Consider the following 22,330-nt stretch of genomic DNA (forward strand, 5'->3'; position numbering starts at 1 on the left):
CTTTTGCTGTCATACCCACCAGCGGGGCGGAATAATCCAAACAGCTTGGGGCTGTTTGGACCCTTCGGGCTTCGTGCTGTCGCACTCGTTGCAAGTTGCTGACGCAACTTGTCGAACCAGATCGGTGGTTCTCATCCGCCCCTGGGCAGCACATACAAAAAAGCCCCGCTTAAGCGAGGCTTTTGTATGTGGTGCCCAGGGGCGGAATCGAACCACCGACACGAGGATTTTCAATCCTCTGCTCTACCAACTGAGCTACCTGGGCATTTCTCTGTCAGCGCCTGACTGCGCAACAAGGCGCGTATTAAAACCGCTGACGGCGCCGGAGTCAAGTCTGTGGCGGTGAAATATTGCTGATTATGTGTCTGAATCAGGGGCCACGTAGCCGCTGGCGGTGTCGTAGGCTTCGTTGTTCAGAAAGCGCTGCATTTGCTGCTGCAGGTACTTGCGGTCGTCGGCAGATGCCATGCTCAGGTGTTTCTCGTTGATCAGCATGACCTGCTCTTTCTGCCAGTCCTGCCAGGCCTGTGCGGATACGGTCTCAAAGATCTCCTGGCCGACCGGGCCGGGATAGGGCGGCGTCGGCAGGGCTGGCAATTCTTTCTGATATTTTTTGCAAAAAACCATTCTGCTCATTTTTACCTCACATGGGTTTTTCTGATGCCAGTTGTCCCAGCAGTTTTTTGACGGGCGCCGCAAGGCCTATGCGCTGGTCGCTATGATCGGGGTTATACCACAGGATGCCGGCAGAATCTGTCAGGTCGGGTTGTGGCTGACCATCTACCAGCACTGGCGTGATGTCCAGATGATAGTGGCTGAAGGTATGCCTGACCACTGGCCAGGTTTGCTGTTTTTCAATCATCCGGGTGGCCAGCCAGTCCTGCAAGGATGAGTCGTCGGCACATTCTGGAAAGCTCCACAGGCCTCCCCAGATGCCTGTTGACTGGCGTTGCTGCAGCATTACCCGGCCGTCAGTATCACGCCACATCAGCATATAAACGGATTTGACGGGCAGGGTCTTGCGCGGTTTGCTGACGGGCAGTCTGTCGGTCAGCCTGTGTTTAAATGCCAGGCAGTCCCGCAGCAGGGGGCAGATCTGGCAGTCGGGCCTGCTGCGTGTGCACACGGTTGCGCCCAGGTCCATCATGGCCTGTGTATAGGCGCTGTTGCGTATGTCGGGTGTTGCTGCCTCGGCCAACTGCCAGAGTTGTTTTTGGGCGGCGCTGGTGCCAGACCACTGATCAATGGCGTAGTAACGGCACAGCACACGTTTCACGTTACCGTCCAGGATGACGCCACGCTGCTGCATGGATAAGGAGAGGATGGCGCCGGCGGTTGAGCGACCGATACCGGGTAGTTCGCACAATTTTTCCAGGGTGTCTGGAAACTGGCCGCTTAGCTCCCCGGCAATAATGACGGCAGTCTTGTGCAGATTGCGTGCCCGGGCGTAATAACCCAGTCCGGTCCACAGGTGCAGCACGCTGTCCAGCGGTGCGCTGGCCAGTGACTGCACATCGGGCAGGTGCTGCATAAAACGCTGGAAGTAAGGGATAACGGTCGTGACCTGGGTCTGCTGCAGCATGATCTCAGACACCCAGACGCGATAAGGTGTGATGCCCTGTTGCCAGGGCAGGTCATGGCGGCCATGCTGATCGAACCATGTCAGCACGGCCTGGCTGTCCAGTGTCTTATGAGTGGAACTCACCTTCAGTCCTGAAACAGATTGCGGACTCTGTCGCGCAGCCGGTCCACCTGTTCGGTGATGACATCGGTAGCCCGGCGCTCAATTTCGTCACGGGCCATGCGGGCAAATACATCGCGCACCTGCTGCAGGTCGGGGCTGCAATATTGCAGCCCGGGGTCACTGAAAGCGGCTTCGCAGCGGACCGGCCAGGGAATGTTCTGGTAATCTTCGTTGATACGGATGCTTTGAGGTGCCGGCTCGCCCAGAAAGGTAAAACTCAGCCGGTAATCAAAACTGCCGTTATCCAGATCAATGCCGCCAGTACCGGCAACATCAAAGTTGTCCAGCCGAACACTGAGCTCCTGGTTTTCGCGAATACCATTGTTGAACATCAGCAGGGCGTCAACGTTATTAAAGCGTACTACGTCGGGCCACTGGGATGCCATATCGCCCTGCGGGTTGAGCACAGAAATGGCGGAGAACACGCGTTTGACCAGGGTGATGTCCACAGAGCTGTCGGCGACCTGAACCTGGGCGGCACCGCTGATACTGTCACGCAGGGCAAACACTGAATTGCCTTGCAGACTGTGGTTAGTGTTGGCATTGAAGCGGCCGGTAAAAAAGCCCAGGCGCTCTTTGTCGCGCGTCAGGGCAGCAGCGCTGATGTTCTGCAGCTCGGAATTCAGGTTGATTTGAGCAGGCTGGGTGCTGGCATCAACAACCAGGTTGGCATCGATAGTGCCTTCGTAAAAGCCGATCTGCCGAGCATCCAGATTGAGTGTGCCTCTTTGCAACTGCGCAGAGAAATTCACGGGCGCCAGGTTCATGCCGGCGTATGTCACTGACTCCAGACTATGATTGCCGCGCAGGTCAAAGTCGGCGAGCATTTCCAGCGGCAGCGGGGTGTCGATGGGGGCAGTGATATTGTCCGCCCCGTCAGCGACTGGTGTTTGCCTCTCCGGCTGGTTGAGCCAATCATCGATGGTGATGCTGCCACCCTGTAATTCATATCCGATCAGCATCTTGCGGGTATCAGTGGGGTAGAGCAGATCGCCGCGCAGCTCAATGGCGGAATCATTCAGGCCCAGCAGCAGTTCCTCCAGTGTCAGTCCGGCTGCATCGCCATTCAGTTTAAGGCTCTGCACAGTGACCTGCTGGGCATCGGGTGGCGGCATGGCAGCCTCATCGATGCGCATGAAATTTTCCAGCAGGTAGCTCAGGTTGAAGGTGTTGCTGCTCAGGTCTGCCTGCCAGCGCAGATTGTCCGGGAAGTTGCTGGCGCTGGCTGAACCGCTGATAACCAGCGGACTCATGGTAAATTGCAGGTTATTCAGTTGAGCCGTACCCTGCTGGTAATCAAACGCCATGCTGCTTTGCAGGGACATATCGAGCGTGCGACTGGCCACCTGATCGATCACCTGCATTGACATCTCTACGTCGAACGGCCGGCCGTTGACGTTGGTATTCCGGCTGATCAGGCTGGGGATCTGCACCGTGCTGAAAATGCCCTGCAGATTGTCCTGATAGTCCAAGCGGGTATTGGTGACGGTGATCTGGCGGATGTTGATATCAACCGGAATGTCGGTCTGCGCTGTGTTGGTGGTGTTTTGTGGTGCTTCTCGCAGCCAGTTGCTTTGACCGTTGGCATCGATAATCCAGTTGACATGCAGCCCGTCCGCTACAAATTCCTGGATATCAAGCTGTCCACGCATCAGCGACGATGGATCCAGCCGCAGGGCTACGTTAGAAAAAGAAGCCAGCTCCTGGGGGGTTACGCCATTGCTCAGGCGAACGTCCTGAATACTCAGGCCAAATACGGGGCGGAACGTCCAGCCGATATCACCGGCAATCTGCAGCTGCAGATCCGACTGACTGGCCACCACTGACTCGATGGCGGGGCGGTAGCGGTTTGGGTCGATGACCACAAACAGGATAAAAACCAGGGCCAGCGCAAAAACGATCAGGCCGGAAACTAAAAAAACGAGGTACTTCAATAGCTTTGACATGGTTGCAGACATCCCGTGGCAATCAGACAGCGGATGGGGATTGTCTCACGAAAGCGGTGTGGAGAGAAACGCGGGGGACGTAGACCGCCTCCGTCCCCAGCGCCAATCAATCAGGAAGCTGCTTCAATCGCGGCTTCCAGCTCTTCCAGCAGCTCCGGATCGGCAGAGGCCATCTGGATGATCTGGTTGTACTCCTGGATAGACAGGTCATTGTCTTCTACGGCTTCCTGCATCTCCAGCTGGGCAGCCTGCTGCAGGCCGTTGGCTTCAGCTTCGTCGGTGACCGATTGCAGCTGCTGCGCGTAGCGCATCTGAATTTGCATGATGTCGTTGTAGGCTGACACAAAATTTGATTTCAGCTCGGAAGTCAGCTCAATCTGCGGTGCCGCCTGGGGTGTGGGGGCTTGCTGGGCAGGGGGTTGCTGAGCCTGTAGCGAGCCGCTGAACAGGGCCATGATAAACAGAGCAGTAAGTGCAGTCATTTTCTTCAACATGAAATGTCTCCTGGTTTTTATGTATGTGTCAGGAGTCAATCAAGCATCGTGCCAGGTTGCTGAAATTTTTAAGCTGTTGAAAATGTTATTTTTTGTTTGGATGGCTAAAATTCTGAGCATGTGCCAATACGACACATGTGTCAGTGCGTGCGGCGATTATGACTCACTATGGCCTGGTTCTTCGCCCAGTTTTCGGTACAGGGTGCGCCGACCAATGCCCAATGCGGCTGCGGCCTGACGTTTGTTGCCGTCAAATTTTTTCAGAGTCTGCTGAATGTGTTGAAGCTCCAGTTGTGCCAGGGTTGGCCAGTTTTCGGTGGTTGCAGAGAGTTCGGAGCCTGTCTCTGGCAGCCTGGCTGTCAGACCGCCGCTGCGAATTTTTTCTGGCAAATCTTCAATGCGTAGTTGTTCGCCCTGGCAGAATGTTACCGCCCGCTCAATGGCACTGGACAGCTCTCTGACATTGCCGGGGAATGTATATTGGCGCATCTGCTGCAGCGCGGCGTCACTGATGCCGGCGATTTGGCGCTTCTGCTGCAGGTTAACGCGACGGATAAAGTGCGCAATGAGGATGTCCAGGTCATCGCCACGCTGGCGCAGTGCCGGGACCTCAATAGTGAAAGTTTGCAGACGAAAATACAGATCTTCGCGGAAGCTGCCCTGACGCACGTCTTCTTCCAGGTTGCGGTTGGTGGCCGCCAGGATGCGCACATTTAACTGCGTCTCCTGGTCAGCGCCGACCGGACGGATGCGTCCGTCCTGCAAAATGCGCAGTAGTTTGGCCTGCATTTCCAGAGGCATTTCGCCAATTTCATCCAGCAAAAGGCTGCCGTTGTGAGCTTCGGCAAACAGGCCGGCGCGTGTTTTGCCGGCGCCAGTGAAGGCGTTGGCGGTATGGCCGAACAGCTCACTTTCCAGCAACTCCGGGGGCAGGCCAGCACAATTGACGGCCACAAACGGGCTTTTTTTGCGGGCGCTTTCCTGATGCAGGGCGCGGGCCACCAGCTCTTTGCCGGTGCCGCTTTCGCCCGTGATCAGCACCGGACCCTCGGCCCGTGCCACCATGCGGATACTGTTAAACAGTGATTGCATCACCGGGCTGCGCCCCAGCATGCCATGAAACTCATGATCGCCCATGATGGCTTTGTACTGGGCCAGCTCGTCCTGCAAGCGGCGGTGTTGAATCACCCGCTCGGCACTGATGCGCAGATGATCCAGCTTGATGGGTTTGGTGAGGAAGTCATCGGCCCCCTGTTTAAGTGCGTCGACGGCCTGTTCGACGGTGCCGAAAGCGGTAATCATGATGAAGCCGGGAGGGGCCTGATCTCTTTGGCGAATAAAGCTGAGCAGTTCGAGGCCTGATTGTCCGGGAAGGCGCAGATCGCTGATGATCAGCCGGATGGATGCCTGTTGCAAAATTTTGATAGCGCTCTGAACCGTATCGCAGGACTGCACCCGGTAACCCGCATCAGTCAATTCATCAACCAGCAGCTCGCGTAGCGCCGTATCATCCTCAACAACAAGAATGCTGTCCTGTTGGTCTTTTTGCAAGGCTGTCATGCCGGGCGCTCCTCAGGCAGAAATATTACAAAGCAGGTTCCTTCCGCAGAGCTGCTGGCAAGTTCCAGTGTGCCGCCATGATCGGCAATGGCTGCCCGCGCGACTGCCAGGCCTAATCCGGTGCCCTGCCCGACCGGTTTGGTGGTGTAGAACGGATCAAACAAGTGCGCCTGTTCCGTCGGGTCAACGCCCTGACCGTCATCTTCTATTATGATCTGAGTGCCTGAATCACCCTGATGGGTAGTGCTCGCCCAACTGATCGCTACCCGTTTGCGACAGGCGTGCAGGGCATTGGCGATCAGGTTGGTCAGTGCCTGGTCAAAGCGCAGCGGATCAACATCAATGCGCAGCGAGGGACCGTTGATATCCAGCGTAACGTCTTTGCGTGACTCGGGGTTGAGCTCGGCAAGAGCACGCTCGCTGGCCTGCTCCAGCAGCGATTCGAGATCCAGTTTGGCGCGGTGCAGGGGATTGTCTCTTCCGTAGTCAAGCAACTGCCGGATGATGACTGTCATGCGTTGGCTCTGTTCGCGTATCTGCCTGAGCAGCCGTGATGTTCGCGAATCAGCCGGCGTATCCCGCAGAGCCTGCTGCGCCTTGCCATCTAAGGTGGCCAGTGGGCTACCCAGTTCATGGGCGACACCCGCAGCCAGGCGGCCAATGGTGGCCAGTTTTTCAGAGCGATCAATGCGATCCAGCATATTATTGATGCCCTGGGACAGTTCCCTGATTTCCTGCGGGCCATCGGCACTCAGCCGGGCATGATTGCTGCTGTCTCTGATTCGCGCCATGCCATCGAGCATGCGCCTGACCGGCCTGCCAAGCGCAAAATGGTGACCGGCGATGACCAGCACAATCAGCAGCAGACAAAGGGCGCCAAGTGCCAGCCAGGCGGTTTGTCGGACCATGGCAATATAATCACTGAAGTCACTGCCCCGGCGGGTGAGCTGCAGCAAGCCAGTAATACGCCCACCGGTATCCGTCAGTGGCACGAAATAGGAGAAAATCTCTTCATCGCCAGCCTGCGAGAACTCGCCAAGCTGATCGCCCGACGCAGCCAGCGTGGCGGCCAGCTCATTTTCCACGCGCGCCGCCCGGCGTCCACTGCGGGCAATTTCTTCGCCATTGGCATCATACACATAGGCGCCGTAAACCACGTCAATGTTAAACGCCGAGTTCAGCGCCTGATTGATCGATCCGCTGCGATCGCGCTCCATGGCGTGGCTGAGCGGCAAGCGAATAGCATGCGCAATCAGCTCGATATCTTCCTGCATGCGCTGATTGACCTGCTGCTCCAGCAGTCGGAGCGACCACGAGCCGGCCAGCGCCACAACCAGAACAACAGGTACCAGCACCCCAGCCAGCAAGGCCAGCCGCAAAGTAAAAGGCCGCTGCAGCGGCTTGGTGATATTCATTCTTATTTACTCTAGCAGCATGAGGTGGAAGAATCCAATATGGCGCGGGGGACGGAGGCGGTCTACGTCCCCAAGCGTGGGGACGTAGACCGCCTCCGTCCCCCGCGCCACCTAGACCGCCTCCGTCCCCCGGCGTATAATGCCCACGCTAATCTGACTTATCAGGAATATCTAATGTCATCACCATCTTCTGCCGGCCGCCAGGCCAGCGTAGAGCGCAATACCAAGGAAACCCAGATCCGGGCGTCCGTGAACCTTGATGGAACCGGCGAGCTGAAGTGCCAGACCGGTCTGCCGTTTCTGGACCACATGCTGGATCAGATTGCGCGCCACGGGCTGATTGATATGGATATTCATGCGGTGGGCGATCTGGAAATCGATGCCCACCATACCGTTGAAGATCTGGGCATTACCCTGGGCATGGCCTTTAACAAGGCGCTGGATCGCAAGGGCATCCGTCGTTATGGTCACGCTTACGTGCCACTGGACGAAGCTTTGTCGCGCGTTGTCATCGACTTCTCGGGCCGGCCTGGCCTGGAGTTTCATGTGCCGTTTACCCGCGCCTCGGTCGGTGGCTTTGATGTCGACCTTTTTTACGAGTTCTTCCAGGGGTTTGTGAACCACGCACTGGTTACGCTGCACGTCGATAATCTGCGCGGCATGAATACCCACCACCAGATTGAAACCGTGTTCAAGGCCTTCGGCCGCGCTCTGCGTATGGCCATGGAAATCGACCCGCGCAGCGCGGACGTCGTGCCATCCACCAAAGGCTGCCTCTGATCTGTAGCAGTCGCGATAAGCTAATTTGCCGGAACCGTTTACCATGAACAAAGTCGCCGTCATCGACTACGGAATGGGCAATCTGCATTCTGTTGCCAAAGCTGTGGAAAGCCTCAGTAGCCAGGTCCGTGTCGACGTAACCAGCAACGCGGCCGATATCCTGGCCGCTGATCGCATCATTTTTCCTGGCGTGGGTGCCATCCGTGATTGTATGGCGGAGATTCGCCGTCTGGGTGTGGATGACATCGTTAAACAGGCGTTGGCGCAGCGCAAACCGCTGCTGTCAATCTGTGTGGGCATGCAGGCCCTGATGGACAGCAGTGATGAAAATGGCAATGTGCCTTGCCTGGGGATCCTGCCAGGTGTGGTGACCCGGTTTGGCGGCGAAAGTGTGCTGCGTGACAGTGACGGTCAACGGCTTAAAGTGCCACACATGGGCTGGAATCGTGTGCATCAGACTGTAGGGCATCCGCTGTGGGCAGGCATCGACAACGGCAGCCGTTTCTATTTTGTGCACAGCTACTATGTGAAGCCTGCCACGCACGATCAGGTCGCAGGTGTCACAGAATATGGTCATGAGTTTGCAGCAGCCCTGTATCAGGACTCACTGTTTGCTGTGCAGTTTCACCCGGAGAAAAGTCAGCACAGCGGACTGCAACTGCTGAATAATTTTTTGAATTGGAATGGTGATATTTAATGCTGGTTATACCCGCAATTGACTTGAAGGATGGGCAGTGTGTCCGCTTACGCCAGGGTCGCATGGAAGACTCAACCGTTTTCTCGGACGACCCGGTGCAGACCGCCACTCACTGGAAAGAGCAAGGCGCACGCCGCCTGCATCTTGTTGATCTGAACGGTGCTTTTGCCGGCGAGCCGGTTAATGGCGGTATCGTCAAGGAAATTGCTGCCGCACACCCGGATCTGCCGCTGCAGATTGGTGGTGGCATCAGGGACCTGGCGACCATCGAGTCTTATCTGAACGCCGGCGTGCAGTACGTCATCATCGGCACTCAGGCCGTCAAGCATCCGCCTTTTGTAGCTGAAGCCTGCAAGGCTTTCCCGGGCCACATTATTGTGGGGCTGGATGCCAAAGATGGCTGGGTGGCGACGCATGGCTGGGCTGAAGTGTCAGATGTTAATGTGGTCGACCTGGCACAGCAATTTGCCGATGATGGCGTGGATTCCATTATCTACACCGATATCGCGCGCGACGGCATGATGCAGGGCGTCAATATTGAGGCGACCGTCCGTCTGGCCAGCTCATCCAGTATCCCGGTTATTGCCTCCGGCGGCGTCAGCCGCATGGAAGATATTGTAGAGCTGCTGAAAGTGGCCGACACAGAAACCGGCGGCGGCATCATGGGTGCCATTACCGGGCGCGCAATTTATGAAGGTGCGCTGGATCTGGCGGCGGCGCAGGCATACTGCGACCGATACTAATCACTCAGCAGCGGATCATTTTTTCAGAGAGTAATTGTATGGCACTGGCAAAACGCATTATTCCCTGCCTGGACTGCGATAAAGGGCGAGTGGTCAAGGGCGTCAAATTCGAAGACATCCGCGATGCCGGAGATCCTGTTGAGATCTCAAAGCGTTACAGCGATGCCGGTGCCGATGAAATTACCTTTCTGGATATTACCGCCTCCAGTGAAGGGCGCGAAACCACCGTGCATACCGTCAGTGATATCGCCAGTCAGGTGTTTATTCCGCTGACAGTCGGTGGTGGCATCCGGACCTTGCAGGATATCCGTACCATGCTGAACGCCGGTGCGGATAAAGTGTCCATCAATACAGCGGCTGTGCACAATCCTGAGTTTGTGCGTGAAGCGGCTGAAAAATTCGGTTCCCAATGTATTGTTGTGGCCGTGGATGCCAAAAAAGTGAGCGAGTCCGGTGAGCCGGATCGTTGGGAAATCTTCACGCATGGTGGTCGCAAACCGACCGGTCTGGAAGTGGTGAGCTGGGTGAAGCGCATGGTTGACTATGGTGCCGGTGAAATCCTGCTGACCAGCATGGATCGTGATGGCACCAAAATCGGTTTTGATCTGCAGTTGAACCGGGCTGTCAGCGATGCGGTTGATGTGCCGATTATCGCCTCCGGTGGAGTGGGCAACCTGCAGCATCTGGTAGACGGTGTGCAGAAAGGCGGTGCCGATGCCGTGCTTGCCGCCAGTATCTTTCACTTTGGAGAGTTTTCAATTCCGCAGGCCAAGCAATACATGGCCGATCACGGCATTGAAATGCGCCTCTAAAGCAGCCTGGATACCGAAACCAGCCTGATGCCGCTCTCCTGCAAGCCCGGCAGGGCCTGCTCCAGATAGTCCAGCGTTTCTGCATAAGGGTGGCCAATCGCCACTGCAAACCCTTGTCGCTGAGCCAGCGATACAGCCTGCTGAAAGGCCTGATCAATCGCTTCAGGTTCTCGAACATTATCAAGGAAGACATGGCGCCTTAGATTGGGAATGGCATTTTCCTGAGCTGTTTTACCGGCCACGCTGGCGCTGGTGGTCATGCTGTCGACAAAATACAGATCCTGCAATTTCAGTTCACTCATTACCCACTGCATGGGTTCGGAGGCCGCCGTGAGTTCGCTGCCGGTATGATTGTTGATGCCACGAACATGCGGTATGTCATCGATGGCTTTGCGCAGTCGGCTAGTCAGCGTTTCCTGGTCCAGGTCCAGAGTCAGCCCGTCCGGTCCAAGGTCCATGCCTGACAGGTTGCTCATGGGCGCATGCAGCATGATTTCTTTGCCGGCTTCATGGCCTGCCTCGGCCAGGCGTTTACCGTGCGGCGTAAAAGGCAATACGGCCAGGGTGACCTCGCCTGGCAGCTGCACAGTGCGCATACCGGCCTCGAGATTATTACCGATGTCATCAATGATAATCACCAGCATGGCCGGATTGGGGCCAATCAGTGGCGCGTCCGCATGAGCAGGCCATGGCAGCAGCAAGACAAGCGCAATCAACAGCCGCACTTTTTCAGTCACTGTGCGTCAGCGCTGAGACGCTGGCGGCCACTCTGCATAATGTGCCAGCCTTTCAGCAGTGTCAGCGCCTCATTCAACTGGTAGTCGCTGACAACGACCTGTTCTGATGAGGTGACCGGGCGTGGGCCGGCGCGTGTGTCGTCCTCGCTGCCAGGCAGATGGCCATCCAGATCGCGCTCAGAATACACGCCACGGCGATTCAGATTGCGGGTTACCAGGGCTTCGTCCACGGCAATATCCGGCACAATGCCTGACGCCTGAATGGATCGGCCAGAGGGGGTAAAGTATAGGGAGGTGGTCAGTTTCAGGGCGCGCTCATTATTCAAGGGCAGCACTGATTGTACCGACCCCTTGCCGAAGCTGCGTGTACCCATGATCACCGCGCGACCCTGATCCTGCAGAGCCCCGGCGACAATCTCGGCGGCAGAGGCGGTGCCGGTGTTGATCAGCACCACCAGCGGCACACCCAGGCTGGGATCGATTTCATCGGCGTAGAATTCTTCGTCGGACTCATCAAAACGGCCTTCTGTATACACAATGCGACCCTCAGTCAGAAATGCGTCGGCAACCTGAACTGAGGCCTGCAGCACACCGCCGGGATTGTTGCGCAGATCCAGTACCATGCCGCGCAGCGGCTCTTCGCTTTGTTGATGGATTTCCTGCAGCGTGCGGACAACTTCTGAGCCGGTATTGACGCGGAACTGGGCGATACGCAGGTAGACGTAGCCGGGCTCCAGCATGCGGTGACGGACACTCTGTACGGCAATGATTTCACGGGTCAGGGTCAGGTCCAGCGGTTCGGTCTCGTTCTCCCGCATCAGGGTCAGATCAACGGTGGAGCCGGGTTCGCCGCGCAGCAGTTCAACAGCATCATTAACGATCATTTCGCGTACCGGGCGGCCATTGATTTCAATGATCAGATCGCCGGGCAGCACGCCGGCGCGGGCGGCGGGGGAGTCATCCAGCGGGGTAATGACTTTGATGTAACCGTTCTCTTCGCCTACCTCGATGCCCAGGCCGCCAAACTGCCCTTCGGTATTCTCCTGCAGCGAATCGTAGTCATCGGCGCTCAGGTAGGCCGAGTGAGGATCCAAGCCGGCCAACATGCCGCGAATGGCGAGATCAATCAGGGACTTATCGTCAATATCCTGCACGTAGGCCGTGCGGATGGCTTCCAGCGCCTCGGCGAACAGGCGCACCTCGTCGATAGGCAGGGGGCGCGGTGCATCTTCTGGCTGTGCGTGAGCCGACAGACTCAGGCAGGCGGCTGTCAAGGCACCGGCCAGTGTGGTGCTGATAATGCGGATCGCTCTGTTCAGACGCGCGCTGCTTATTGATTTCATGCCATCTCCAGACTTCATTCGGTTTTTGCGGCTGCTTGCCACAGTTTAGCGTAGTTCACTCCAGCCAATCGACCGGATTGAGTGGCTGACTGTTACGTCGTAATTCAAAATACAGTCCCGGCTCGCCATTGCCGGCATCACTGCCGCTGAATCCGACCGGTTCGCTGCGATTCACCCAGTCGCCCTGCTGCTTGTCCAGGCTCTGCAAATGCGCATACAGTGTCAGATAAGTATTGCCGTGGTCGATAACCACCAGGTTGCCGGATCCGCGCATCCAGTCGGCAAAGACCACGCGGCCGGGGTGCACGGCACGTACCGGGGTGTCTGGCCGGGCCGCAATAATAATGCCCTGGCGCCGCAGATTGCCGCCACCGTAACGGTCACCAAAGCGGGCCGCCAACTCGCCCTGCATGGGCCAGGGCATCAGGCTGCGCGACCCTTCAAAGGGCATCAGTTCATCCGGGTCAGGAATGTCCTCGATGATGCGATTGATTTCTTCGATGAGTGCCTGCAGATCCTGACGGTCCTGCTCCAGTTGCTGCAATTCCTCGCCGCGCTCGGCGATGCGGGCATCCAGTTCGGCAATCAGATTGCGGCGCTGCTGCAGCTTATCCTGCAGCTCGACACGCTGTTGCTGGAGCTCTGCATTGCGCAGAGTCAGTGAGTCGCGCGTGCCGGCGATGTCGCTGGCATTCTGGTCAAGTTCGTGGACCAGCGCCTGCCATTGTTCTAGCTGTGTCAGCCGGTCAGCATTCAGTGCTTCAAAATACACCAGCATGCGTTGGGCGCGGGCCGGGTCCTGCTGGTTCAGAAGTAATTTGAGCTGGCTGTGATTGCCGGCCAGATAGGTCGCCCGGATGATGCCGGCCATTTCTGCACGCTGACTGGCGCTCTGCCGCTGCAGTCGTTCGCGCTGTTGCTGCAGCCCGGCCAGGCTGGTGTCCAGCTCAGCAACCCTCAACTGGTTGTCGTTCATCGCCTGAGCGATGTCGGTTATGTCAGCGCTGAGCTGGTGCAGGGTTTGTTCTTCGGCTGAGCGCTGTCGGCGAGACTCAGTCAGCCAGCCGTTGATTTGATTGATGGCGGTTTCGACACGGCTGAGCCGAGCTTCGGCGGCATCAACATCGCTGTTGCCGGTTTGCGCCTGAACCGGCAGTATGAGCGCGCTCAGAGCCAGGCAGGCCAGTATCCGTGGCACTGCGCCGCAGATCATGGCAAGGCCTGATCGCGGGGCGAACGGGTAAGCTGACTGCCGGCGACCAATCATGGTGCCATTAATACATGGCCGGTCATCTCGGCCGGGACGTCCAGATCCATCAGGCGCAGCATGGTCGGTGCGATGTCGGACAAGGCACCCTCTGTGGAGAAGTGCCAGGGGCGCGGTCCCACATAAACCAGCGGCACCGGGCCGCTGGTATGCGAAGTAAGCGCTTGCCCCGATTCCGGATCCTGCATCTGTTCCACATTGCCGTGGTCAGCGGTGATCAGCATTTGACCGCCTGACTCGCGGATGGCCGCCTCCAGTCGTCCCAGGCAGATATCCAGGGTTTCGACGGCCTTTACCGCCGCCTCAAAACTGCCGGTATGCCCCACCATATCGCCGTTGGCGTAGTTGCAGATAATGGCGTCATAACGTCCGGAGCGGATAGCCTCGTCCAGCTTGTCCGTCACTTCCGGTGCGCTCATTTCCGGTTTCTCATCATAGGTGGCCACCTGCGGTGAGGGAATCAGCACGCGATCTTCGCCGGTAAAGGGTTCTTCCCGGCCGCCGCTGAAAAAGAAGGTCACATGAGCGTATTTCTCGGTCTCGGCGATGCGCAGTTGCGTGTGATCGTGTTTGGCCAGGTACTCGCCCAGGCTGTTGGTCATGGCCTGCGGCGGGTAGGCCACGGCAGCCAGTTTAGCGAGGTCAGCAGAATACTCGGTGAGCATGACAAAGGTGCTGAGTCTGGGGCGATTGTCCGTATTAAAGCCGTCAAACGCGGGATCCACAAAGGCATTGGTGAGCTGGCGGGCGCGGTCGGCGCGAAAGTTCATAAATACCACCGCATCACCATCATTGATGGACACCGGCGCTTCGCCCGGCGCGGCCACAGCGGTGGCTTTGACAAACTCATCGTCTTCGCCACGCGAGTAGGCCGCATTCAATGCTTCTTCAACCGATCCGGCCTGATAAAGCGCCTTGCCCGCCAGAATCAGATCATACGCGGCCTGCATGCGATCCCAGCGCTTGTCGCGGTCCATCGCGTAGTAGCGACCGATGACCGACACAATGCGGCCCAGCCCGGCTTCGCGCAGCACACTGTCGGTCTTCTGCAGGGAGGGCATGGCGCTGCGCGGTGGCATGTCGCGACCGTCCAGGAACGCGTGCACATAAATCCGCTTCACACCCTTCTGGCGAGCCAGTTCAATCATCGCCAGAATATGATCTTCGTGGCTGTGAATGCCGCCCGGAGAAAGCAGGCCCATGATATGCAGCGCTTTATCGGCGGTAGAGGCTTTTTCGGCGGCATCCGTCAGAGCGGCATTGTTGAAGAAATCACCATCGGCAATAGCCTTGTCGATCATGGTCAGACTTTGATACACAATGCGCCCGGCGCCAAGATTCATGTGACCGACTTCGGAGTTGCCCATTTGACCTTCCGGCAAACCGACCGCAATACCTGAGGTGGTGATCAGGGTATGCGGACAGGACTCCCACATGCGATCCCAGTTCGGGGTGTGTGCCGCGGCGATGGCGTTGGAGTCCGTTTCTTCCCGGTAACCCCAGCCATCCAGTATCAATAACAGGGTGGTTGGGCGTTTGCTGGTATTGGTCATGGTATCGGATCCTGAGAGGTCTGGCCTGAAAAAAGGCCTATAGTACCAATAGCGGGACGGCGCGTGTATACTTCGCAGCCTTGAAACAGCAAGACCGCAGCAGCGCAGGGCACATCATATGGCACAATTTATCGAGTTTGTGGGCAATCACTGGATTCTGACGGGTCTGTGGGTGGCGCTGTTGGCGGCGCTGCTGCTGCATCGCAGCAAAACCGGCAGCCGCGCGGTTGGCACTCAGGAAGCGGTCATGCTGATCAACCGAAAAGATGGTGTCGTGCTCGATATCCGTGATAAAAAGGAATACGAGGCCGGTCATATTGTTGATTCACTGCATATTCCGGCAGCCAAGCTGAAAGATCGCCTGGCTGAGCTGGAAAAATTCAAATCCCACCCCATTATAGTGGTATGCAAGATCGGACAGCATTCTTCTGATAGTTGTAAGTTGCTGGCCAATGCCGGATTTGAGCAGGTTGTCAAGCTACGTGGCGGTATGGCGGAGTGGCGCGGTCAGAATCTGCCGGTAGTGCAGAAGTAGCGATTTTAATTAAATCTTCAATTCAATCAGACAGTAAGAGAGAACGTTAGATCATGGCAGAGAACGAAAATAACCAGAACGGCAATGCACAGGCGGCTCAGCAAGACGGTCAGCAGCAGGGACCGATGTTTGCATTACAGCGCATTTACCTGAAAGACTGCTCCTTTGAGTCACCCAAGACGCCGGACGTCTTCCGTGGTCAGTGGGCGCCAAAAATCACTTTCAATCTGAATACCAGCAACAGCAAGATTGCTGACGGTGTGTACGATGTTATCCTGCGTTTGACCATCGAAGCCAAGCAGGAAGACAACGTGGCTTTCCTGGTTGAAGTGCAGCAGGCCGGTATTTTCACCTGCGACGGCTTCGGCGAAGCTGATCTGGAGCGTGTTCTGGCAACAGTCTGCCCTAACATCCTGTTCCCTTATGCGCGTGAAACCGTTGATGCGCTGGTTACCCGTGGCAGCTTCCCGGCCATCATGCTGGCGCCGGTCAACTTTGACGCTATCTACGCCCAGTCCAAGCAGCAACAGCAGGCCGAACAGCCCGCCAGCTGATCTTCGCAAAAGCGCGAATGAGCGCTTTGCGCTCGGCACTCAGGTCAGGCCGGTAAAGCCGGTCTGTCTGAGCGCCTCATAAAGTCCGATGGCCACCGTGTTTGATAGATTCAGGCTGCGGCTGCTTGTCTGCATGGGCAGTCGGAGCTTCTGATTGTCAGGCAGTGATTCCAGTATCTCCATTGGCAGGCCGCGCGTTTCAGGGCCGAACAGCAGAATATCACCGCTTCTAAACGGCGCATCGCAATAATACTGAGCGGCCTTGGTGGTAAATGCGTAGATCGTTGCAGATGCCGATATTTCGTCAACTTTGTCGACAAATGCCTTCCAGTCAGTCCATTTGGCGACTTGACTCATTTCATGGTAGTCAAGTCCGGCGCGGCGAACTTTTTTCTCATCCAGATCAAATCCAAGCGGCTCAATCAAATGCAATCTGGATTGGGTGTTTGCGGCCAATCGAATGATATTTCCGGTATTTGGCGGAATTTCAGGCTGGTATAGCACAATGTGAAACATTGTAAAGCGCGTGCTCCTTAAATTTGTCCCCAAATATACCCTCTAAGTATCGGATTTACTATGGAATCCTGGTTGTTAATCTTTATAATTCGATGCAGTTGAAAGGTCGCAGGACCGGGCCTTGTTGCGTCATGACAGATGACAGATTTGGAGTGTGGTGAGTGTTGCAATGGTTCGGGCGAAAAAAGCGTGTGGAAGGCCTGGTCGGGTTATCTGTCAACGACACACGAGTCTCTCTGGCCCATGTCACCCGTCGTCGTGACGACATCTTTCTTGAGCAATGCGTGCGGCGTGAGTTTGAAGGCAAGGCTGCGCGCGACGTTTTAGCTGATTTGGTTGATGAATGCGGCCTGGAAGGGGCTGGTACCAATTTTTTGCTGTCGCCGTCAGATTACAGCATTTACCTTGTAGATGCGCCGCAGGTGCCTGCAGAAGAAATGGCTGCTGCAATCAAATGGAAAATCAAGGATTTGCTGGACATGCCAGTCGAAAATGCCGCCATTGATGTGTTTCCCTTGCCTGACGATGCGTTTCAGGGGCGCAAACAGATGGTTTATGCCGTGGTCTCCGATCGCAGTCGACTGGAACAGGTGATTGATATGGTTGATCGCTCTGGATTAACACTCGGTAGTATAGATGTTCCAGAGATGGCTATGCGTAATATCACATCTCAGTTTGGCGATGATAGCAATGGTCTTGCGTTTATTTCCCTCAAGCAGAGCGGCAGCGTGATGAATGTCACTCGTAATGGCCAGTTGTACTTGACGCGCAAGATCAATACTCCAGTGGGGCCGGATGCGCTGCTGGAATCTGATTGGGACATGTTAAGAGATCGCTTGGCACTTGAGGTGCAGCGGTCACTGGATTACCTGGAAAGCCAGATGGGACAAAGTCCGGTCGCTCAGATCATGATTGCCCCGCGCGCCCAGGACACCGAATCCATGATGAACAGTATGGCTGATGCGCTGGGTTCCCCGGTTGGTGTGCTGGATTTTTACAACGACGTGGATGCGCCGGAATTTATTAATGCAGAGACCAGGGGCGCGGGTATGATGGTGATTGGTGCGGCACTGCGTGCGGGCGATGCCGGGGGGCAGGGCTGATGGCAAATGTCACTCAGCAGGTCAATCTTTATTTGCCAGAGCTGCAGCCCAGTCGCGACCTGGTGAATGCCGCAAGGGCTCTGCAGGCTCTGCTTGTCGTTGTGGTTGCCGGGGCATTAATCAGCGCTGTGCAATTCTGGCAACGCTCGTCGGCTCAGACCGAACTGGCGCTTTTGCAGGAAGCGCTGCGGGTACAAACTGTGCGGACTGAAGAATTAGAGCGGGATGTGGCGGCCAGAGCTACTGATCAGGCGCTGGTTCGCGAGATGGAAACCCGTGAGTTGCGCCTGGCGCAGGCGAGACAGCTATACGAATTCATGCAGGGTACCACGCTGGGTAATCTGGTTGGCTATTCAGAGCACTTCAAGGATTTGTCGCGTGCCTCGTTTACGGGTGTTTGGCTCAGGAATATCAACATACGGGGTAACGCAGATTCGGTCACGATCGCTGGTGCGGTGCAACAGCCGGCAATGCTGCCGGACTATGTGGGACGGTTGAGTAATGGTCGCAGTGCGTTGAGCACACGGCGCTTTAATCGACTGATCAGCACGCGTGATGAGTCGAGCGAACAGGAATTGTACGAATTTACTCTGGAGGCTGGTCAATGAGTCTCAAAACTCAGTTCAGGGATTTCAGTAATCGTTTTGATGAGCGTTCTGCTGCTGAAAAGTTGTTATTGGCTGTTATCTGCGTCGGCGTGGTGTTTTGGCTATATTTTATTTTGGTGTTTGAGCCGCTTTCTGCGTCGGTACAAAGCGCACAGCAACAATTGACAGCAGCACAGGCGCGACTGACTGCCATGCAGCAACGTGAGCAGATTGCCATTACGACGGGTAATGAAGACCCCAATCGGGCGGTTCGCCAGCGCATTGAGCGGGCGATTGGGGATCAGGCTGTGCTCCAGCGCCAGATTGAAGAGCTGACGGGTAACCTGGTGACACCACAATCCATGACCCGGCTGCTGACGTCAATGCTGGAGCAACGCGCGGGTCTTACGCTGGTTCGTGTTGAAAATCAAATGCCTCAACCCATGCGCAGCTATGAGGACATGATGGCTGAGGCGGCGTCAGACGAGCCGACAACGGCAAACAGAAACGCTGATCAATTACAGGTTTATAAGCATAGTCTGGCTTTGGAGCTGGAAGGTGATTTTTTGAGTTTGATTAATTATCTGCGTAGCGTTGAGTCGTTTAATGAGCGTTTTTTCTGGGACGAAATCAGTTTTGTGCAAACTGAGTGGCCCAATGCGCGTGTTACCTTGAGATTGCATACTTTGAGTGCAGAGGAAGGGTTTGTTGGTGTTTAATCGTCTGAGCCGGACATCAATGCAAGTATTGTTGCTGAGTTTCGTCGCAGGTACAGCATTGGGGCAGTCTCAGCGTACCCAGATGATAGATGGCGAATTGTTTCGTGACCCGACGCAGCCGCCGGTTGTGGCGGGCGCGCTGTCTGTGGTGACTGATCTGGTAGAGGTCGGCGGCGCCAGTCTGACCCTTAACAGGACCGATTACGTAGTCAGCTTTATAAGAACAGGTGGCAGCCAGCCTGTTGTTGTGATCAACAATACAACGCTGACCATTGGCGATGAAATAGAAGGTGCACGAGTAGTGGATATCAGAAGCGGAGAAGTTGTGTTAGCCGCCCAGAATCAGGAGTTTGTTTTGACGACGTTCTCAAGACCTGTTCGGGAGCCTTTACAATGATTTTCAGGTTCCTCACAGAATGTCCAATTATCAGGCAGTCTGCCCGACGGTCATGGTTTCTTGCCTGTCTGGGGTTGGTATCCTGCGCTGCATCGGATGTCGAACGCGCGACTGATGTTGCAATCATAGATCGCATGGAGACCTTGCTCTTGGATGCTGAGGCGTCTTACCAGCAACCAATTGTTGACGCGCCTGATGCGGAGGTATTGCGAGAGCTGTTGCCTGGTCTGTCAATGGACGATGACTTGCTGGTGCCGGTCAGTGAACGATTCAACGTGGTTGCGAACGAAGAAAACGCCAGGGACTTTTTCAGTAATCTGGTGGCTGGGACCGAATATGGCGTCGCTTTGAGCTCCGGTATTGAAGGCACTATCAGTCTGAATATGCCCAATGTCACCATTGCCGAAGTTATGGAGGCCGTGGGTGATATTTACGGCTATCAGATAAACCGGCAGGGTAATACCTATCGGATTCAGCCGCCTGGACTGCAGACACGCATCTTTACGGTGGACTACCTGAATGTCAGTCGCACCGGTAACTCCAGTGTGCAGGTATCGTCCGGTGGCTCGGGTGGTGCCGGTGGCGGCTTCGGAGGTGTGGGTGGCGTCGGCGGTATAGGCGGTGTCGGTGGCGGCTTCGGAGGTGTTGGTGGCGGATTTGGTGGCGTCAGCGGTGTTGGCGGTATAGGTGGTATAGGTGGTCTTGGCACGTCAGGGATTGGTGGTCTGGGTGGCTCCGCGGTTGGCGGCGGTGGAGGTGGTGGTCAGGTGACCACGCAGACCGAGACAGACTTCTGGAGTGATATCAAGGCAACACTGGAGACCATGATCGGTATACGGTCGTCGTCCTCGAGTACTCAGGCTAACAATAATACTGGTAGTGGTTTGCTCTCAGGACTGGTTAACAACGCACCAAGAGCCAGTGCCACATCGGACGAAAGTGGGCGCTCTGTGGTTGTGCAGCCTCAAGTAGGTCTGATAATGGTGACGGCGGCGCCAGCGGAACTGGAGCGCGTTGCCAGTTACATTGAAACAGCTCAAAATATTCTGAGTCGCGAAGTCACCATTCAGGTGCAGTTTCTGGAAGTCATCCTCAACAAAGGTTTTCAGTCTGCGATTGATTTTGACACATTTGGACCGGGTGGAGCCGACGGGGGCAATAACCGTATAACGGGCCAATTCGGTGTTGGCGAAGAGTCCAGCGGCATTGACGGTATTTCCAATCCACTGAGTATCGCTACCAATTTTACAGATTTTGACGCTGTGTTCCGGCTGCTGGAGTCCAGAGGTACTACGCAGGTGTTGTCCAGCCCCAGCCTGAAAGTGCTTAATAATCAGAAAGCGGTCTTTCAGGACGGCGATCAGGAATTCTTCCAGACCAGTGTGGGATCTAATGTAATTAGCACCGGGTCGTCTGTGACAGAGAACTCGAATAGCAGTCTGCAGCAGTTTTTTTCGGGCATCTCCATGGACATTACCCCCCAGATAAGTGCTGATGGGACGATTACCCTGCACGTACACCCGACCATCACAACAGTCTCAGAGCAGAACAAGTCTGTGGATGGTCAGCAAGTGCCGCTGGCTCGCACATCAGTGAGGGAGCTCGATAGCGTCATCCGGGCGCAGGATGGCAAAATTGTGGTTCTGGGTGGTTTGGCTTACGAGCGCAGTGTGGACAATTCTGCCGGTATTCCGGGCCTGAATGATGTACCGGTGGTCGGTGCTGCCTTTGACCAGCGTCGACGCAGCACAGTGAAAAGTGAGTTCATCATCCTGTTGCGGCCGGTCATCGGCGGAGCCCAGTCAGAGCAGCAACTGTTGCGTGAGCGCAGCGACCGGCTGCGTGACATGGGTCGCGACATCAACCCGTTTAACGGACGTTGACACAAAGGTCAGCCACTACTATGTATCTTGAGCACTTCGGACTTAAAGAGTTTCCGTTTTCGTTGACACCGAATACGGAGTACTTTCTGAATATGGCCAGCTACCATAAGGCATACAATATGCTGATGGTATCGATCGCCAATCGCGAAGGGTTTATCAAGGTGGTCGGTGAGGTCGGTACCGGTAAAACCATGATGTGCCGCACGGTGCTCAATGCGCTGGAACATGATGCGGAGCGCTACGTAACAGCCTACATTGCCAATCCCGTGCTCAGCCCCAAGGGGCTGTTTCTGGCGTTTGCTGAAGAGCTGGGTATAGAGGTCGATACCGATATTGGTCATCACAGTCTGCTGAAGCGAATATCCAAAGTGTTGATGGAACACGCTTTGTCTGACCGTCAGGTGATCCTTTTTATTGACGAAGCTCACGCCATGCCCAGGAAAACCCTGGAAGCGCTGCGTCTGTTGACTAATCTGGAAACTGAAAAGAGCAAACTGTTTCAGGTGGTGCTGTTTGCCCAGCCAGAGCTGGACGAGATGCTCAGGGAAAAATCGTTACGGCAATTGCTGCAGCGCATCACCTTTTCCTACAAACTGGAATCGCTGGATCGAGACGGCGTGCATCGTTATGTTTCTCATCGCATGGCCAAGGCCGGTTATAATGGGCCGGATGTTTTTTCCTCCAAAGCGCTGGATGATCTTTTTGCCGTCAGTCAGGGCATACCCCGCATCATCAATATTCTGTGTCACAAGGCGTTGATGGTTGCTTACGGCCGGGGTGATCGAATGGTCGACCGGTTGCATATGCAAAAAGCCATAGACGATACGGAAGGCGTTGAATACGTAAAAAGCGACTCGCAATCGATGCGGCTGGCGACTGTCAGTCTCGCTCTCATTGGTGGTGCAGTTGCGTTGTACCTTCTTAGTTACTACCTGCGGTCTTGAC

23 protein-coding genes and 1 tRNA gene are annotated in these 22,330 nt (G+C 55.9%); 12 read left to right on the forward strand and 12 right to left on the reverse strand.

Annotated elements, in window-relative coordinates:
* Nucleotides 1–189 precede the first annotated feature (189 nt).
* The 7 genes from PS2015_RS02220 to PS2015_RS02250 all read right to left on the reverse strand — a co-directional run bounded on the left by PS2015_RS02220 (nt 190) and on the right by PS2015_RS02250 (nt 7,159).
* Nucleotides 190–265, reverse strand: a tRNA-Phe gene (locus PS2015_RS02220).
* 92 nt (nt 266–357) lie between these two features.
* Entirely contained in the window at nt 358–636 is a 279-nt protein-coding gene (locus tag PS2015_RS02225; RefSeq protein WP_058020633.1) for an oxidative damage protection protein, read from the reverse strand.
* A gap of 7 nt (nt 637–643) precedes the next feature.
* Nucleotides 644–1,705, reverse strand: coding sequence for an A/G-specific adenine glycosylase (gene mutY, locus PS2015_RS02230; protein ID WP_237113358.1), 1,062 nt, complete (start codon nt 1,703–1,705; stop codon nt 644–646).
* Nucleotides 1,706–1,707: 2 nt separating this feature from the next.
* The gene (locus tag PS2015_RS02235) at nt 1,708–3,690 is read right to left on the reverse strand and encodes an AsmA family protein (protein WP_058020634.1); all 1,983 of its coding nucleotides are present in this window, start codon (nt 3,688–3,690) and stop codon (nt 1,708–1,710) included.
* Nucleotides 3,691–3,800: 110 nt separating this feature from the next.
* Complete coding sequence (locus PS2015_RS02240; RefSeq protein WP_058020635.1) at nt 3,801–4,184, reverse strand: DUF4168 domain-containing protein; 384 nt, start codon at nt 4,182–4,184, stop codon at nt 3,801–3,803.
* Between the two features lie 156 nt (nt 4,185–4,340).
* A complete protein-coding gene (locus tag PS2015_RS02245; protein ID WP_058020636.1) occupies nt 4,341–5,744 on the reverse strand; it encodes a sigma-54-dependent transcriptional regulator in 1,404 nt (467 codons plus the stop codon).
* Complete coding sequence (locus PS2015_RS02250) at nt 5,741–7,159, reverse strand: sensor histidine kinase (RefSeq protein ID WP_058020637.1); 1,419 nt, start codon at nt 7,157–7,159, stop codon at nt 5,741–5,743. Before PS2015_RS02250 ends, PS2015_RS02245 begins: the two co-directional genes overlap by 4 nt.
* Nucleotides 7,160–7,333: 174 nt before the next feature.
* On the opposite strand from PS2015_RS02250, the gene hisB reads away from it, so the two are divergent.
* Genes hisB through hisF form a run of 4 tightly spaced genes read left to right on the forward strand, consistent with a single transcriptional unit; the run spans nt 7,334 to nt 10,191 of the window.
* Nucleotides 7,334–7,939, forward strand: coding sequence for an imidazoleglycerol-phosphate dehydratase HisB (gene hisB, locus PS2015_RS02255; protein ID WP_058020638.1), 606 nt, complete (start codon nt 7,334–7,336; stop codon nt 7,937–7,939).
* Nucleotides 7,940–7,982: 43 nt separating this feature from the next.
* Complete coding sequence (gene hisH, locus PS2015_RS02260; protein WP_058020639.1) at nt 7,983–8,636, forward strand: imidazole glycerol phosphate synthase subunit HisH; 654 nt, start codon at nt 7,983–7,985, stop codon at nt 8,634–8,636.
* Entirely contained in the window at nt 8,636–9,379 is a 744-nt protein-coding gene (hisA, locus tag PS2015_RS02265) for a 1-(5-phosphoribosyl)-5-[(5-phosphoribosylamino)methylideneamino]imidazole-4-carboxamide isomerase (RefSeq protein ID WP_058020640.1), read from the forward strand. Before hisH ends, hisA begins: the two co-directional genes overlap by 1 nt.
* A 38-nt stretch (nt 9,380–9,417) precedes the next feature.
* Nucleotides 9,418–10,191: an imidazole glycerol phosphate synthase subunit HisF gene (gene hisF, locus PS2015_RS02270; RefSeq protein ID WP_058020641.1), complete on the forward strand. Its 774-nt coding sequence runs from the start codon at nt 9,418–9,420 to the stop codon at nt 10,189–10,191.
* On the opposite strand, the gene PS2015_RS02275 is transcribed toward hisF, so the two are convergent.
* The 4 genes from PS2015_RS02275 to gpmI are packed head-to-tail and all read right to left on the reverse strand — an operon-like array spanning nt 10,188 to nt 15,091.
* Complete coding sequence (locus PS2015_RS02275) at nt 10,188–10,928, reverse strand: divergent polysaccharide deacetylase family protein (protein ID WP_058020642.1); 741 nt, start codon at nt 10,926–10,928, stop codon at nt 10,188–10,190. The two genes, hisF and PS2015_RS02275, sit on opposite strands and share 4 nt — an antisense overlap.
* Nucleotides 10,925–12,271 (reverse strand): S41 family peptidase, encoded by a 1,347-nt coding sequence (locus PS2015_RS02280; RefSeq protein ID WP_082627911.1) that lies wholly within the window; start codon nt 12,269–12,271, stop codon nt 10,925–10,927. Before PS2015_RS02280 ends, PS2015_RS02275 begins: the two co-directional genes overlap by 4 nt.
* Before the next feature lie 55 nt (nt 12,272–12,326).
* Nucleotides 12,327–13,484 carry a murein hydrolase activator EnvC family protein gene (locus PS2015_RS02285; protein ID WP_169792259.1) on the reverse strand — a complete coding sequence of 386 codons (1,158 nt, stop codon included), beginning with the start codon at nt 13,482–13,484 and terminating at the stop codon, nt 12,327–12,329.
* 50 nt (nt 13,485–13,534) lie between these two features.
* A complete protein-coding gene (gpmI, locus tag PS2015_RS02290) occupies nt 13,535–15,091 on the reverse strand; it encodes a 2,3-bisphosphoglycerate-independent phosphoglycerate mutase (RefSeq protein WP_058020644.1) in 1,557 nt (518 codons plus the stop codon).
* Nucleotides 15,092–15,209: 118 nt separating this feature from the next.
* Between gpmI and PS2015_RS02295 the strand changes: the two genes are divergently transcribed.
* Both PS2015_RS02295 and secB read left to right on the forward strand, forming a co-directional pair.
* Nucleotides 15,210–15,626, forward strand: a complete 417-nt coding sequence (locus tag PS2015_RS02295; protein WP_058020645.1) for a rhodanese-like domain-containing protein — start codon at nt 15,210–15,212, stop codon at nt 15,624–15,626.
* Between the two features lie 53 nt (nt 15,627–15,679).
* Nucleotides 15,680–16,180, forward strand: a complete 501-nt coding sequence (gene secB / locus PS2015_RS02300; RefSeq protein WP_058020646.1) for a protein-export chaperone SecB — start codon at nt 15,680–15,682, stop codon at nt 16,178–16,180.
* 39 nt (nt 16,181–16,219) lie between these two features.
* Here secB and PS2015_RS02305 read toward each other — a convergent pair whose 3' ends face one another.
* Nucleotides 16,220–16,696 carry a tRNA (cytidine(34)-2'-O)-methyltransferase gene (locus PS2015_RS02305; RefSeq protein WP_058020647.1) on the reverse strand — a complete coding sequence of 159 codons (477 nt, stop codon included), beginning with the start codon at nt 16,694–16,696 and terminating at the stop codon, nt 16,220–16,222.
* Between the two features lie 161 nt (nt 16,697–16,857).
* Between PS2015_RS02305 and PS2015_RS02310 the strand changes: the two genes are divergently transcribed.
* Genes PS2015_RS02310 through PS2015_RS02335 form a run of 6 tightly spaced genes read left to right on the forward strand, consistent with a single transcriptional unit; the run spans nt 16,858 to nt 22,329 of the window.
* Entirely contained in the window at nt 16,858–17,799 is a 942-nt protein-coding gene (locus PS2015_RS02310) for a type IV pilus biogenesis protein PilM (protein WP_156412633.1), read from the forward strand.
* Nucleotides 17,799–18,407: a hypothetical protein gene (locus PS2015_RS02315; protein WP_058020649.1), complete on the forward strand. Its 609-nt coding sequence runs from the start codon at nt 17,799–17,801 to the stop codon at nt 18,405–18,407. Before PS2015_RS02310 ends, PS2015_RS02315 begins: the two co-directional genes overlap by 1 nt.
* Nucleotides 18,404–19,105: a type II secretion system protein GspM gene (locus PS2015_RS02320; RefSeq protein WP_058020650.1), complete on the forward strand. Its 702-nt coding sequence runs from the start codon at nt 18,404–18,406 to the stop codon at nt 19,103–19,105. The genes PS2015_RS02315 and PS2015_RS02320 overlap by 4 nt, the downstream gene beginning before the upstream one ends.
* A gap of 19 nt (nt 19,106–19,124) precedes the next feature.
* Nucleotides 19,125–19,502 (forward strand): hypothetical protein, encoded by a 378-nt coding sequence (locus tag PS2015_RS02325; protein ID WP_156412634.1) that lies wholly within the window; start codon nt 19,125–19,127, stop codon nt 19,500–19,502.
* Nucleotides 19,499–21,385, forward strand: a complete 1,887-nt coding sequence (locus PS2015_RS02330) for a secretin GspD/PilQ domain-containing protein (protein ID WP_058020652.1) — start codon at nt 19,499–19,501, stop codon at nt 21,383–21,385. The genes PS2015_RS02325 and PS2015_RS02330 overlap by 4 nt, the downstream gene beginning before the upstream one ends.
* 20 nt (nt 21,386–21,405) lie before the next feature.
* On the forward strand, nt 21,406–22,329 hold the full coding sequence (locus PS2015_RS02335; RefSeq protein ID WP_058020653.1) for an ExeA family protein: 924 nt from the start codon (nt 21,406–21,408) through the stop codon (nt 22,327–22,329).
* Nucleotide 22,330 lies beyond the last annotated feature (1 nt).

Origin of the sequence: Pseudohongiella spirulinae (assembly GCF_001444425.1) — a bacterium.
In the GTDB taxonomy this organism is placed as follows: domain Bacteria; phylum Pseudomonadota; class Gammaproteobacteria; order Pseudomonadales; family Pseudohongiellaceae; genus Pseudohongiella; species Pseudohongiella spirulinae.